Genomic DNA, 13,628 nt, shown 5'->3' on the forward strand with positions numbered 1-13,628 from the left:
TCAGATGCACGGGAAGCGCGTGGTGCGCCTGGAGGATGTGAGAGGGGAAGGGGTTGTCGAGGCAGATGCGTTTATCACCAACAAGCCGGGTGTGGTCTGTCACGTGCGCAGCGCAGACTGCGTGCCCATACTCATCGCCGACGCAAAGGGGCGCGCGATCGCGGCAGTGCATGCGGGTTGGCGCGGGACTGCGCTCAATGTCGTGGCCGAGGCGCTGAAAGAGATGACGCGCGCTTATGGCACTGATCCCGCGGACTGCGTCGCCGCGATCGGTCCCTGCATCTGCGGCGCGTGCTATGAGGTGGGTCGCGAGGTCGAGGAGGCCATGGCTGCTCTGGGGCTCGGCGACTCGTGGCGTGCGGGTTCCAATCGTGCGGATCTGCGTCTAGCTAACGCGGCCCTGCTGGAAAGGGCCGGGGTCCTCCGATCGAACATCGAGATCCTCAAGGAGTGCACCCGCTGTGACACCCGCTTTGCCTCGTTCCGCCGTGATGGCGGTCTGGGGCGCCAGGTCAATTTCATCGCAATAATCAATGATTAGCGCCTTCTTCCTAACCCTCTCCCCTCGAGGGAGAGGGGAGGGTGAGGGGCAAATTTGTCCCATTTTTCGGTTGCCTACAGCCCCTCCGATAATGTACAAATCGCGCATTATACGACACCCTTAATAAGGAAAGGACTTGTATATGACCGCCATAACGAACGCAGTGATGACGCCGAACGCATTCATGTTTCAACTCGGCCAGGCCTGCCCGCACCTCGGGACATGGCCGAGCTGGATCTCCCCGGGGACTGGAAATTTCGGATATCAATTCGTTGGGGATGATAGGCCTCGGAATGATGGATTCTTCAGCATAAAGGGCGAAATTGTCGAACGCTCAAGGTATCGAAAGATCTACAATTACGCCTCTATACCGCACTTAGGCCTTGAAGCGGTCAGGGTACTCGACACGCCGTTTCTTGATGACGCGGGAACTCTGGAGTATTTTGTTCATAAACCATTGAAGAACATGGTCCCTGATCTGCGAGGACGCCTAGACCAGGAAGCGACGTCGGGCCGCCTGAATTCGAGCCAGCTGAAAGAGATATTCGAAATGGAAGAGACGACCGTGATGGATGCTGTCAGAAGGATCCTCGATGGCAGCGATAGTTTGCGTCCTGCGGTGTCGTGGTTTGCAGAGGCAGCGCTCAGCTATGGGCAACAGGCTGAGATCTTCCTCACGGGCGGTGATGATCTGCAGACGGCAGCGAGCATAATAGGTGCGGTCGTGCTCTTCAATGCCCTTGGGAGCGGTGATAAATCCGCCAATGTAGAGGCGCTCAGCAAGGCGGTAAGAATTCTGAATTCAAATAGTCTTTATGCCTCCTTGGCCTTTGCCCTCGGGTTGAAGGCTGATCATTATGAAAAAATGGACGAGGATGCTGCCAGAAATGCGCACGAGGAGGCGGCGCAGACATGGCTGAAATCAGTCGATTTCTACTGGAGCGAGAGGCCTGCTCGCGTCATCTCCATCCGCTATGGCCTCGAGGAGGCGCTCCAGAGCGGCAAGCTGTATTTGATTGATGAATTCCACATCAAAGCGGCCGACCATCACACGCAGGAGAAAAACAACAATCTCGCGGCTGAAGAGTTGCTCAGGGCAGCACAGGCGCATCTTGAAAGGACGGTCGCTCCAGGGCATGGGGCGTCTGTGGAAGAGGAGACTAACTGGGCCGCCGTAGAAGACCGCCTGCGCCACGCATATCAGCGGCTCCAGGACAGTCAGGTTCCGCACCCGGATATAAACCTTTCAGCGATCAAGAGGCTCAAGGATATCGCCTACGAGATGCCTACTGGCAAAAGGGGTAAATGATCATGGTCAACATAACGAACGCAGTGATGACGCCGAACGCATTTGGTCGGCAATTCAGAACCCTCATGCATGATGTCCCGCTGTTTCCGGTCAGGATGGGAAAAAGCGGCATAGTCTTCGGCGCGGATGAGGGTGCGGTCATCGGCAATAGGGTAGAGCCGCTCGTCGGCATAGGTGGCAAGAGGGATTTCTTCAAGCGAGTTCAGGGTGTGATGCCGGCAGGGGAGGCCAAGAGAGACTCGCAGATCTTCAATGCCGCGGCGCGACTCGATCGGATCATGGATGAGGAACTCGGCGATATTTTCGGAAAGGGTTTTGATCGCTATCTGAGAGACAGCAGCGGAGCGTGGGCGACGTGGCAGCATCTTAGGATAGACGGGCTTTTCCAGGCGCGCGCGATCATGAGAAATTACAGGGATGAGTTTCACACCACAGGCGACTTCGTCCTCCTCTCTGAGTTGGCCCAGTCCATGCTCGATGTTCTTCCATTGAATCCCGTTGGTGTGGATCCGGCGAAGGCTGCATTCGTGAGCGGCGTCTTGTTCAACTTTTCGGGCATCGACGGTTCTGCTGCGCGCGCGGCGCAGGCGTTCCTTCTCGGGGCTGAGTATATGTCTGGCTCGGGAGATCTGATAGGATCGGCCATGGTTGAGGATATCGCAGCTCACGTCGCGGAGAAAGGCGACCTGGATGGATCCGTGTCCATGCGACGCAGGGCTGCCAGGCAACGCAGGGCTGCCAGCCGATGGGCGGGTGCGCTGGAGGAGTTGAGAGGACGCGGTCATGAGGCCGATTTTGAAGCTGCACTCTATCGCGGCCTCCTGAGCGGTTGGAAGGGTCACCAGTACGAAGAGCTTGAACGTCTCTACTCAAAATCCGCCGGCTTCAGAGGGAATGCGAAGACGCCGGACCATGGACGAGCCGGGGAGGATCGCCTTCGCGCCGCCCAGGTGCTCATGAAGATGAGCGAGCCGCCGACGGTCAAGGACTGGGCGAAGATGGCACTGCACCTGGGCTTGGCATGGGAGGGTCTGACCAAGGCGGATGCCAAGGGGGAGAGCGCAGGCATAGATCTTAAAATGCTGCGAACCCTTGCGAAGGCTGCGAAAAGTTTCAGCCCGGGTGCTGACGACGTCCCGGATCTTCACGACGTGCCTTGATCGATTCTAATCTAAACATGAAACCCCAAGGAGGTTGTATGGCGGCGAAGATGGTATTGAACGGCTCACATTGCATCACTACACCTGTGCTCTTCTCCATGGAGATGCAGCAATTGGTGGGCCCCATAAACATGGTGCCGGTCGGCTTGAGGCGGGGCGTCATCGAGTTTGCCGGCATTTCCGCAGGCCGCCCCGCTCGCCAGCCCTTGGTCCGAATCGACGGTGGGAAGCCGATCGCCGAATACATCTACGGCTCGGCGGCGGCTGACTGCAATCATTCCGATGCGTTTCTCAAGAATGTGGGAGTCCTCGATGGGTTCATGGACGACACCAAGATCCGGCTCTCAGGTACGATGAAGGTCGGCAGGAGGGTTCTGCCGAAAGAGATGACCGTGAGGGAGCTGGCGGGTCTGGGCAAGAGGAACAAGACCCCTGAAATCGCTGATATTATAAAGGGTGCTTATGATCAGGTAGTCGTGAATACCGCTGCAGGTTCGAACTCCTCGCATGTCGCTAAGAATCTCTTCAATTCGGCGGTGCTCGCCTTTGCCGCAGCCGAGGACCGCGTTTTCAGGCTCAACTCCGCGAACCTGTTTGTGGATTCTGCTAACGCCCTGTTTAACAGGGGAGGCTATGCGGCCGCTGCGATCGCTGCGGATTACGCGCAGGATATCTTCGGCACGTTGGGCTCTCCCAAACTTTCCAGGAAAGCGGGTACGCTGGCCTCCGATGCCTGGTTGAGGTCGGTTGAGGAGTTCGAGGACGTCCGCGATTGGCCGGGTTTTTTCATCGGCATCCGTTACGGCCTCCTCAGTGCGATGAAGGCGGGCTATTTCTCGGCCATGGAGAGGTTCTACTATCAGGCGGCCAGGCACTATGAGACTACGGCCGATGGTGGTTATGCGGCAACCGCGGCCGAATACAGGCTGCGCGCCGCGGTCTCGGTGCTTCAGAACAGAATCTTGAGCAAAAACGACTGGAAGAAGGCGAGCGAGCATATCCGCAAGGTCGGAAAGATGATCAAGGGGAGGTTGCCGTCGAATGCGTACACGGCGAGGGAGAAGGGGAAAGAGAAGATAAAGGCCTTGTCGGCGCTGTATAAGATCGCGGAGGATATGTCGGGTAGATGACCTTTGCGTCCTATTCTGCTATACCTCGGCTGTCATGGATTTCGATTCGATCATAATCGGCGCGGGCGCCTCGGGCCTCATGGCTGCGTACGAGGCTTTGGCACGCGGCCGCAAAGTTCTTCTGATCGATCATCGCCGCGACTTTGCGCAGAAACTTCTCATCTCCGGCGGCGGAAGATGCAACTTCACCAACTCCACGGTGGAGGCCCGATCGTATCTCTCGGAGAACCCTGACTTCGTAAGATCCGCGCTCGCTAGATTTCAGCCGGCGAATTTCCTCTCGATCCTAGACGCGCACCGCATCGCCTATGTCGAGGAGGAGGGCGGCAAGCTCTTCCTCAAAGGTTCCTCAAAACGGATATTCGAGATGCTGCTCTCGGGCGTTGAGGCGCGCGGGGGGACGATCGCGATCGGCCGCATCTCTTCCGTCAGGCGCGGAGACGGTTTTTCAGTCCGAGGAGAATTCGGCGAGGCGAGGGCGCGAAGCCTCGTCCTCGCTACCGGTGGGCTCTCGTATCCCGCGCTCGGGGCCTCTGACCTGGGCTATCGGATCGCCAAACAATTCGGCCACAGGGTAATCCCTTGCAGGCCGGGGCTGGTGCCGCTCGTGTTTGCGCCCCGGGACCGCGGCTTCTTTTCGAAGCTCGCGGGCATATCCTTCCGCGCGGAGGTCGCGGTGGGAAAGTCGAAGATAGAGGATGAATGCCTGATAACGCACCGGGGCCTCAGCGGGCCTGCGATATTGCGCGCCTCGCTCCTCTGGGACAAGGGTCAGCGCCTGCTCGTGGACGCGCTGCCTGGCGTGGATCTGTCGGGCCCGCTGGAGGAGAAGAGGGAGGCCGGCTCCAGGATGCAGCTCAAAAACTTTCTCTCGCATTATCTCCCGGACCGACTTGCGGATGCGCTCTGCGAGCGTCTCGCCTCGTCGCGGCAGGTAGGCTTGTATTCGAAGAAGGAGCTTGCGCGCGTGATCGCGGCCTTGCACTCCATTAGGATCCTGCCGGCGAAGACCGAAGGGTATGCCAGGGCCGAGGTGACCCTGGGAGGCGTGGACACGCGCGAGCTTTCATCGAAGAACATGGAGTCGAGGCTTTGCCCGGGACTTTACTTTATAGGCGAGGTCATGGACGTCACTGGGGACCTGGGCGGATTCAACCTGCACTGGGCGTGGGCTTCCGCGCACGCTGCGGCAAACGCGATATGAGATCTCAAGCGCCGTCGAGGCCAGCGCGCTCCTGCTGCATGAGCCACGACTCTGGATCGTTGAGATAGGCCAGCGCATCGACCAGCGAACGATGGTGTTCGCGCTCGATCCCGGCCAGGAACGAGAAGAAGTTTTTCTCCATCTGGTTCTGGCAGAGGCCGGTGAGCCTGGTATAGAGATCGACTCCCTTTGATTCGAAGTCGATGGCCTTCTTGAGCGCCTTTACGTCGTCCTCGTCGTGGTCCGTGACGCTGCCGGCCTTGGCGACAATGCTGTCCAGTATCTTCTTCACGTCCGTGCCCGCCACCACTATGGGCATGTCCTTGGGCCAGTTGCCTTGTTTGATCAGCTTTTCATGCAGCGCGCGGATGCGGTGCATGTGCTCCTCTTCGTCCTTGGCCAGCTGCGCGAACATCTTCTTCGCCAGCTCGTTGCGCGAACGGAGCGCCTCGTTGAGATAGAATTCGTGTTCGGTGATCTCGTTCTTCAGCGCCAGCTCGATGGATGACATGCGGTCCATAAGTTTCCTCCTCAAATTTGTGATAGTGCATCTTTATACGAAAGCGCGCTTGCGCACAAGCGGAGATAAAAAACGGGGGCGCTTTCGCGTCCCCGTTTTGGCGCTGCAATAGAGCTGATATTACTTCGTCTTCTTCGCGATCGCGCTCTTGAGATCCTTCACGACCAGCGTGCGGAAGTCAGCCTGTATGTCCGCCGCAGTGTACGGGCTGGTGGAGACGATCGTGTGCTTGCCGGCCTTGACTGCGTCGGCCTGTTCAGCGTTGAGCCCGAGCTCTGTGAGAAGCTCTTTGTCGGCCTTGTCCTTCACGGTGTACTCGACTATGTAATCATTGCCTTCCTGATAATAGACCCAATCGACGCTGAAGTCCTTGAGCTCGCCCTTCTTGATGTGGACTTTTGCCTTGCCGGCCTCGCCTGCCGCCGTGTCGATCGTCTTCTTCTCCATCTTCACGTTCTCGCCCTTGATCTTGGCCTCGGTCTTGGTGCTGGTCGCGGTCTCGGTCGTCTTCTCCGTGGCCTTCACGCCGGATGCCGTGTCCTTGACCTTCGTCTTCTCAACTGTCGTGTCGCCTACCGTCTTCGTCGACTCCTTCACCGTCACCTGCGCCGACGCCGTCAGCGCCAGGCCCATCACCACCGCCATCGCCATAACCATGAACTTCTTCATCATCCCCTCCTTTTGGTTGCTGTGAATTGCGCGTCTTATTGCCGATTGCCTCAAAGATTGCAACTGAAATGCTATGATAGAAGGACAACCCTTGATACTATAACCCATTGAAACAATAAGGTATTTAATGATTTGCCGCCTGTCTCAGAAGCGTTTCGCCACCATGACGCCGTATGTGCCTGTCGCAGGATCGATGGCAGGCCCTGCTGCGTAGGAGCCGCGGGAGCCGAGCGTCACCATGAGGGTGCCTGCGAGCGCCATTGCGGCGCCGCCTCCGCTGATCGAGGCGCCGAGCAGGTTCTTGTCCGTCGCCGCGAGGATGGTCGAGCCTGCGATCGCCGCCATGCTGCCGACGGTGATGAGCGCGTAGCCCATGATGGCCATGCCGCCCATGCCGCCGCCCCCCTCCTTTTCGATCTCTTCGGTTTTCCTCCGGATATCGTCGTCCGCGGGCTGCGTCCCTTCGTCCGCATGAGGCTCCTCTGCGGCGCTCTCTTGATATGGCCGCGCGTCGCGCTTGTACGCGCCGGCGACCGACGGAATCGTGAGGGTCAGGATGCAGAGAATCGTGATTATGATTTTCATGGCCGACTTATCGCGCGGATGAAAAACGGATTCAAGGAGAAATTGATCATATCGTTTCCGTGCCGCCCACCACGATCTTCGGTATGCGGATCGTGGGCTGGCCGCTGGAGACGGGCGCGTCCTGGCCTTCCTTGCCGCAAGTGCCGATCGAGAAGCCCAGGTCCGTGCCCACCATGTCTATGGATTCGAGGACTCGCGGGCCGTTGCCGATCAGCGTGGCCCCGCGGACAGGCTCGGATATCCTGCCGTCGCGGATCAGATAGCCCTCCTGAACGTTGAACACGAAATCGCCGTTGACCGTGTTCACCTGGCCGCCGCCCATGCGCTTTATGAAGAGCCCGGACGGCGTGGAGCTTATTATGTGGGCCGGGTCGTGTCTGCCGGGGAGGATCAGGGTGTTGGTCATCCTGCAGATCGGGAGGTGCTCGTAGCTCTGGCGCCGGCCGTTCCCGGTCCTTGCGAATCCGAATTTTTTCGCGGAGCGCCTGTCCGACATGTATGATTTCAGCACGCCGGATTCGATGAGCACGGTGCGCTGCGCGCGCCGGCCCTCGTCGTCGAACGTGAAAGATCCGCGCTTGCCCTGCATCGTCGCGTCGTCCACCACGCTGACGAGGTCGGAGGCGACTTTCCCGCCGATCCTGCCGGCGTAGATCGTGAGCCCCTCGCCCGCGAAGTCCGCTTCGAGCCCGTGGCCCACCGCCTCGTGTATCATCGTGCCGCCGGCCTCGGCCGAGATCACCACAGGCATTGCCCCTGCGGGCGCAGGCCCGGCCGAGAGCAGCATTACGGCTCGTCGGGCCGCGCGATCCGCTATCTCCTCGGGCATCACCTCGTCGAAGATCTCGAATCCTTGCGCCCCGCCTACGACCTCCTGCCCGGTCTGGAGCGAGTCGCCGTTCGAGGCGACCACCTGGACCGAGAATACGATGCCCACCTGTTCGTCTGTGGCGAAGGTCCCGTCGCTGGCCGCAACGCAGATCCGCCTCACCCGGTCGCGGTAGAGGACCCTGGCCTGGCGGATCTCCTTGCCCGCCTGCCACGCGATGTCGTTGGCCCTGGTTACGATTTCGCACTTGTCGTCCATCTGCGTGCCGAACGGATGTCTCTGCACGGTCGCGACCTGCGCTGTATCGGCCTCCGCAAAGACGGGGGCGAGGGCTTTCGTCCTGCGGGCGTTCGCCATCTTGCCCACGTCGCGGGCTATCGCCATGAGCGATTTTTTGGTGAGATCATTGGTGGAGCCGTATGCGGTGCGGCCCTCTTTCACGACCCTGATGCCCACCCCGGCGTCGGAGGAGACGGCGGCGTGCTCTATGCGTCGGTCGTCGCACGAGATCAGCGTGGCGCGGGTGCGCTCCACGAACACGTCCGCGAAGTCCGCGCCCTGGCGCATGGCAGCCTGGATGATCTTGTCGAACGGCAGATCGTCTATCATTATATATGTGATGGGAGGCGACAGGCTATTTCAGGTCCGCCTTGGAGAGCCTCTCGGTTTCCTTGCGGTACTGCGCCCTTGCAGCAGCGCCGTCAAGGTCGTCATATGCATAAGTCCTGCTGACGGGCTCGGGAGGAGACTCGGTCATGGTGTACGTGCTGTATGAGCCCGATGAATCCTTGTTCGACTCCAGGTATCTGCGCCGGGCGGATTCTCCGTCCAGATTTTCCACCCCGTAGCTGTGGTCTTCGGACCATCTCGATTGTCTTGTCCGTGTCGCACGGCTCTTGCCGACGGCTGCGACGCGTTTCTTCGGGGCGGGTTTTTCTTCTATCGCCGCAGGTTTTTCCGCTTCAGGCGCAGGCGCCAACGTCGGCGCAGGATCAGGGGCGGGCTTAAGCTCGACGATCTCAGGCTCCGCAGTGTTTGCTGCGTTCGTATCCTCCGGTTGAGCCTGTGTGACCGCGGGCGTCTTCGAGAAGAAGAACTTCTTGCTTGCAGCGTGCAGGGCCAGGACGACGCCGATGATGAGCAGTATCGCCAGGAAATTTAGTACAATCGAGCGACGGAAAAATCCCAACCTCTGGAGTTTATTCATAGTTGCACCTCGCGGGATGGGACTATCACAACAAGGGCGGGGTTGTCAAAATTGCCTTGTATTTCAAGGTGGTTTACATATAGTGGCGCACCGGCCCTAGTTAAACGCCTTGTTTTTCAATGAGATGGAGGTGCGGATGCAGAGGCAGAGGCTCGCAGCGCTTATCCTGGCCGCAGGCAAGAGCACGCGCATGAAGTCCGCCAGGTCGAAGGTGCTTCACAACCTCGCCGGACGACCGGTGCTGGCCTACACGATCGATGCTGCGAAGGGCGCGGGCGCGAAGCCGGTGAAGGTGGTCGTCGCCCCGTTTCAGACCGACATAAAGGCATACCTCGACGAGGTCGAGGTGGACTTTGTCCTGCAGAAGGAGCAGCTGGGCACGGCTCACGCGGTCATGGTCGCGGAGAGGGCCTTCGTTGGTTTCGACGGCGATATCCTTATACTGTGCGGCGACGTGCCCCTCGCTCGACCGGAGTCCCTCCGCGAGTTCGTGGACGCGGTGCGGGCCAAGCGCGCGGTGTTGGGCGTCCTCTCCATGGCGCCCTCCAACCCGGCCGGCTACGGCAGGATCGTGCGCGACCTCGACGGCAGCGTGATCAAGATCGTGGAGGAGAAGGAGGCGAGCCCGAAGGAGAAGACGATCCGCGAAGTCAATTCCGGCATCATCCTCGCAGACCGCGAGTGGCTCTTCTCCTCTCTCAAGAAGGTGAGCAACGCGAACGCCAAGGGCGAGTACTATCTCACCGACCTGGTGGGCATCGCCCTCAAGGAAGGGGTGGGTGTTGTCGCACACCGCTGCGAGCCTGCGGAGGATTTCCACGGCATAAACACGCGCGTGGAGCTGGCGCGCGCGGCCGAACACATGCGCGAAAGGATAAACAAATCGTTCATGCTGGCGGGCGCGGGCCTTATAGACTACAGGCATACCTATGTGGATTTCGGCGTTCACATCGGTCAGGACACCTCCGTGCTGCCGTTCACCTTCATACTCGGGAACACGAAGATCGGCTCCGGCTGCACCATCGAGAACGGGGTCGTGATCAGGGACGCGATCGTGGGCAACGGCGTGCATATCAAGGCGAACAGCGTCATCGAGGGCTCGAAGATATCCGATGGCGCGGTCGTGGGCCCGTTCGCGAGGGTGAGGCCCGGCTCGAAGGTGGGCGCGGGCGCGCGCATAGGCAACTTCGTGGAACTGAAAAAGTGCGAGATGAAGGCCGGCGCCAAGGCGGGCCACCTCTCTTATCTCGGCGACGCGATCGTGGGCGCGCATGCGAACATCGGCTGCGGCACGATCACCTGCAACTACGACGGCCGCGAAAAGCACATGACCGTGATAGGGGACGAAGTGTTCGTGGGCAGCGACACGCAGTTCGTGGCGCCGGTGCGCATAGGCAGGGGGGCGGTCATAGGTGCGGGCTCCACAATAACGCGCAACGTACCCCCAAGCGCCCTCGCGTTGTCGCGCTCGGAGCAGAAGACCGTGAAGGGATATGCGGAAAGAAAGAGGAAATCGCATAAATCCAGAAAGAGGTAAGATTTGATTTGAATGTGCAGGCGATCTATTATACGACTTGCCGCCGGAGGCGACGATGTGTGGAATAATTGGATATGTGGGTAATTCCGAGGCTACGCCCGTGCTGCTCGACGGGCTCAAGCGCCTGGAGTATCGCGGCTATGATTCGGCCGGGATAGCCGTCATGGGTCCTCATGGTCTTCTGATACGCCGCGTGGAAGGTAAACTGGGGAGGCTGGAAGCTGCGCTGGCCAAGGAGCCCATGGTCGGCACCTCTGGCGTCGGCCACACTAGGTGGGCTACGCACGGAAGGCCCTCCGAGAACAACGCGCATCCGCATCGCTCGGGCGACATCGTCGTGGTCCACAACGGCATCATAGAGAACTTCGCGGAGCTCAAGCGCTTCCTCATAGCGGAGGGTTACAAATTCTCCTCCGAGACGGACACCGAGGTGATCTGTCATCTCATAGAGCACTATTGCCGCAGGGGTCAGCGGACGCTCGATGCGCTGTCGAGCGCGCGCGCAAGGCTCAAGGGATCGTACGCGGTGGTGGTGATGAGCGTGAAGGAGCCGGACGTGCTCTACGTGGCGAAAAGCGGCAGCCCTCTGGTGGTGGGCGAGGGCGATGGCGAGAGGTTCGTGGCCTCCGACATCCCGGCGCTGCTTCCCTATACCAAGGACATGATCTTTCTGGAGGACGGCGACACTGCGGTGATCACCTCTTCGAGGATCAAGATCCTCGACGGCGGCGGGCGCGACATCTCAAGAACTCCCCAGCGCATTCCCTGGAACCCCCTCATGGCGGAAAAGGGCGGGTACAAGCACTTCATGCTCAAGGAGATATTCGAGCAGCCGCAGGTGATGCAGGATGCACTCGCCGGCCGTGTCGACCGCGACCTCGGCAGGGTCACGCTCGAAGAGGTGGATGCGCTCTTCGACGGGGACCGCCCGCGCTTTGACCGAATAGCGATCGTGGCCTGCGGGACCTCTTTTCACGCAGGCATGATCGGCAAATATCTGATCGAATCCCTCGCGAAGATGCCGGTCGCCATAGACCTCGCTTCAGAGTTCAGGTACCGCGAGCCGCTGTTGGACGAGCGCACGCTGGTGATCTCGATATCGCAGTCGGGCGAGACGGCCGACACGCTGGCCGCGCAGAAGATGTCACGCGAGTTCGGCACCTCGGTCCTGGGCATCTGCAACGTGGTGGGCAGCTCGATCGCGCGCTCCGCCGACGCGACGCTCTACACGCACGCCGGTCCGGAGATAGGGGTTGCCTCCACCAAGGCCTTCACCGCGCAGCTCTCCGCGCTTAATCTCTTCGCGCTCTATCTCGCGCAGAAACGCGGGACGATCGACGCGGCGAAGGAGGCAAGACTGGTGGAGGAGATGACCCAGCTCCCCCGCTTCATGCAGGGGGTGTTGGCGCAGGCCGAAGAGATGCGCGCCATCGCCGAGAGCCTATCGTACTCGTCGCACGTGCTCTACATAGGCCGCGGTACGAACTACCCGATTGCGCTCGAGGGCGCGCTTAAACTCAAGGAGATATCGTACATGCATGCGGAGGGTTTCGCCGCGGGCGAGCTCAAACACGGCCCGATCGCGCTCATAGACCACGGCGTTCCGGTCATAGCCATCGCGCCCCAGGACTGCATGCGCGATAAGGTCCTCTCCAACATAGAGGAGGTCAGGGCCAGGGGGGCAACGGTGATAGCGGTGGGCCACAAAGAAGACGCCGAGCTCGCGGAAAAATCGAGCCACCTGATCGCGATACCGAAGGCCAGTTGGCAGGCGACCCCGATGCTCACCGCGCTGCCGATGCAACTCATCGCCTACTATGCCGCGGACCACAAGGGGACCGACGTGGATCAGCCGCGCAACCTGGCCAAGAGCGTCACCGTTGAATGACGCCTCCGTCTGAGCATCGAGCGAATGGAACTTAATCCCCAGCAACAGCTTGCAGTCGATCACAACGAGGGCCCGCTTCTGATACTGGCGGGCCCGGGCTCCGGCAAGACGCGCGTGCTGACGCAGCGGATCGCGAGGCTCATCGCCGCGGGCGCCGCCTTCCCGTCGCAGATACTCGCGGTCACCTTCACGAACAAGGCCGCCGCCGAGATGCGCGCGCGCGTCGAGAAGCTCGCGGGGCAGTGCGCCCGCGAGATATCGATGGGGACTTTTCACTCGGTGTGCCTCAAGATCCTTCGCAGCCATGCGGAGGCAGCCGGCCTCTCCGACCGCTTCGTGATCTACGACGAGGGCGACCAGTTGGCGCTCATGAAGGAGTGCATCGACGCCCTGGACATGGACCGCGAGAGGATGCCGCCGAAATCGATGGTCGACAGGATAAGCCGCGCGAAGGACTCCTGCCAAGGGCCGGAAGAATTCGCCGCTGCCTCCGCCGGGAACCCCTATCTCGATAGGGTGGCGAGGGTGTACGGCCTCTACCAGAAGAGACTCTCGGAGCTCATGGCCGTGGATTTCGGCGACATCATCCGCCTCGCGGTGCGGCTCCTGGAGTCGGACGAAGGGATGCGCGAAGCGTACAGGCGCAGGTGGCGATACACGCTCGTGGACGAGTATCAGGACACCAACCACTCGCAGTACCGCTTCATCTCCGCCGTGGCGGCGGGGCATCGCAACATCTGTGTGGTCGGGGACGACGACCAGTCTATCTACCGCTGGCGCGGTGCGGACATCGCCAACATCCTGCGCTTCGAGGAGGATTTCCCCGGGGCCGCGGTGGTGAGGCTCGAACAGAATTATCGCTCCACGGCCTCCATTCTCGCGGCGGCCTCGTCCGTGGTCTCGCGCAATGCGGGCAGGAAGGCGAAACAGATCTGGACCGGCAGGGAGGGCGGCGCGAAGGTGGCTCTGCTCTCGTGCGAGTCCGAGCGCAAGGAGGCCGCGGCCGTCGCGGAGCGCATCCGCAAGGCGACGGCGGCAGGGGGTCGCTA

Annotated in this window: 13 protein-coding genes; 8 read left to right on the forward strand and 5 right to left on the reverse strand. The window is 60.5% G+C overall.

Annotated elements, in window-relative coordinates; translation table 11 throughout:
* The 5 genes from pgeF to WC683_16240 form a co-directional block, all read left to right on the forward strand.
* Positions 1 to 541 (forward strand): peptidoglycan editing factor PgeF (gene pgeF, locus WC683_16220; GenBank protein MFA4974156.1); only part of this gene is annotated, 541 nt, incomplete at its 5' end.
* 142 nt (positions 542 to 683) lie between these two features.
* Positions 684 to 1,850 carry a hypothetical protein gene (locus tag WC683_16225; GenBank protein ID MFA4974157.1) on the forward strand — a complete coding sequence of 389 codons (1,167 nt, stop codon included), beginning with the start codon at positions 684 to 686 and terminating at the stop codon, positions 1,848 to 1,850.
* Complete coding sequence (locus WC683_16230; protein MFA4974158.1) at positions 1,847 to 3,010, forward strand: hypothetical protein; 1,164 nt, start codon at positions 1,847 to 1,849, stop codon at positions 3,008 to 3,010. The genes WC683_16225 and WC683_16230 overlap by 4 nt, the downstream gene beginning before the upstream one ends.
* A gap of 38 nt (positions 3,011 to 3,048) precedes the next feature.
* Complete coding sequence (locus WC683_16235; GenBank protein ID MFA4974159.1) at positions 3,049 to 4,140, forward strand: hypothetical protein; 1,092 nt, start codon at positions 3,049 to 3,051, stop codon at positions 4,138 to 4,140.
* Positions 4,141 to 4,174: 34 nt separating this feature from the next.
* Positions 4,175 to 5,344, forward strand: coding sequence for an aminoacetone oxidase family FAD-binding enzyme (locus WC683_16240; protein ID MFA4974160.1), 1,170 nt, complete (start codon positions 4,175 to 4,177; stop codon positions 5,342 to 5,344).
* Between the two features lie 4 nt (positions 5,345 to 5,348).
* Here the strand turns inward: WC683_16240 and WC683_16245 are convergent, their stop codons facing one another.
* The 5 genes from WC683_16245 to WC683_16265 form a co-directional block, all read right to left on the reverse strand.
* On the reverse strand, positions 5,349 to 5,864 hold the full coding sequence (locus tag WC683_16245) for a ferritin family protein (protein MFA4974161.1): 516 nt from the start codon (positions 5,862 to 5,864) through the stop codon (positions 5,349 to 5,351).
* Between the two features lie 120 nt (positions 5,865 to 5,984).
* Positions 5,985 to 6,533 (reverse strand): hypothetical protein, encoded by a 549-nt coding sequence (locus WC683_16250; GenBank protein MFA4974162.1) that lies wholly within the window; start codon positions 6,531 to 6,533, stop codon positions 5,985 to 5,987.
* Between the two features lie 144 nt (positions 6,534 to 6,677).
* On the reverse strand, positions 6,678 to 7,118 hold the full coding sequence (locus WC683_16255; protein MFA4974163.1) for a hypothetical protein: 441 nt from the start codon (positions 7,116 to 7,118) through the stop codon (positions 6,678 to 6,680).
* Between the two features lie 46 nt (positions 7,119 to 7,164).
* Positions 7,165 to 8,556 (reverse strand): TldD/PmbA family protein, encoded by a 1,392-nt coding sequence (locus WC683_16260; protein ID MFA4974164.1) that lies wholly within the window; start codon positions 8,554 to 8,556, stop codon positions 7,165 to 7,167.
* A gap of 25 nt (positions 8,557 to 8,581) precedes the next feature.
* Entirely contained in the window at positions 8,582 to 9,154 is a 573-nt protein-coding gene (locus WC683_16265; protein MFA4974165.1) for a hypothetical protein, read from the reverse strand.
* A 136-nt stretch (positions 9,155 to 9,290) separates the two neighbouring features.
* On the opposite strand from WC683_16265, the gene glmU reads away from it, so the two are divergent.
* The 3 genes from glmU to WC683_16280 all read left to right on the forward strand — a co-directional run.
* Positions 9,291 to 10,691 carry a bifunctional UDP-N-acetylglucosamine diphosphorylase/glucosamine-1-phosphate N-acetyltransferase GlmU gene (gene glmU, locus WC683_16270; GenBank protein MFA4974166.1) on the forward strand — a complete coding sequence of 467 codons (1,401 nt, stop codon included), beginning with the start codon at positions 9,291 to 9,293 and terminating at the stop codon, positions 10,689 to 10,691.
* Between the two features lie 55 nt (positions 10,692 to 10,746).
* Positions 10,747 to 12,579: a glutamine--fructose-6-phosphate transaminase (isomerizing) gene (gene glmS, locus WC683_16275; GenBank protein MFA4974167.1), complete on the forward strand. Its 1,833-nt coding sequence runs from the start codon at positions 10,747 to 10,749 to the stop codon at positions 12,577 to 12,579.
* Positions 12,580 to 12,603: 24 nt separating this feature from the next.
* A partial coding sequence (locus WC683_16280) for a UvrD-helicase domain-containing protein (protein ID MFA4974168.1) occupies positions 12,604 to 13,628 on the forward strand: 1,025 nt, incomplete at its 3' end.

Source organism: bacterium (assembly GCA_041648665.1).
In the GTDB taxonomy this organism is placed as follows: Bacteria; UBA10199; UBA10199; order 2-02-FULL-44-16; family JAAZCA01; genus JAFGMW01.

Coding starts and splice junctions, on each gene's coding strand:
- WC683_16225 (MFA4974157.1), top strand. CDS start 684: ATGACCGCCATAACGAACGCAGTGATGACGCCGAACGCATTCATGTTT.
- WC683_16250 (MFA4974162.1), bottom strand. CDS start 6,533: ATGAAGAAGTTCATGGTTATGGCGATGGCGGTGGTGATGGGCCTGGCG.
- WC683_16235 (MFA4974159.1), top strand. CDS start 3,049: ATGGCGGCGAAGATGGTATTGAACGGCTCACATTGCATCACTACACCT.
- WC683_16260 (MFA4974164.1), bottom strand. CDS start 8,556: ATGATAGACGATCTGCCGTTCGACAAGATCATCCAGGCTGCCATGCGC.
- WC683_16245 (MFA4974161.1), bottom strand. CDS start 5,864: ATGGACCGCATGTCATCCATCGAGCTGGCGCTGAAGAACGAGATCACC.
- glmS (MFA4974167.1), top strand. CDS start 10,747: ATGTGTGGAATAATTGGATATGTGGGTAATTCCGAGGCTACGCCCGTG.
- WC683_16265 (MFA4974165.1), bottom strand. CDS start 9,154: ATGAATAAACTCCAGAGGTTGGGATTTTTCCGTCGCTCGATTGTACTA.
- WC683_16240 (MFA4974160.1), top strand. CDS start 4,175: ATGGATTTCGATTCGATCATAATCGGCGCGGGCGCCTCGGGCCTCATG.
- glmU (MFA4974166.1), top strand. CDS start 9,291: ATGCAGAGGCAGAGGCTCGCAGCGCTTATCCTGGCCGCAGGCAAGAGC.
- WC683_16255 (MFA4974163.1), bottom strand. CDS start 7,118: ATGAAAATCATAATCACGATTCTCTGCATCCTGACCCTCACGATTCCG.
- WC683_16230 (MFA4974158.1), top strand. CDS start 1,847: ATGATCATGGTCAACATAACGAACGCAGTGATGACGCCGAACGCATTT.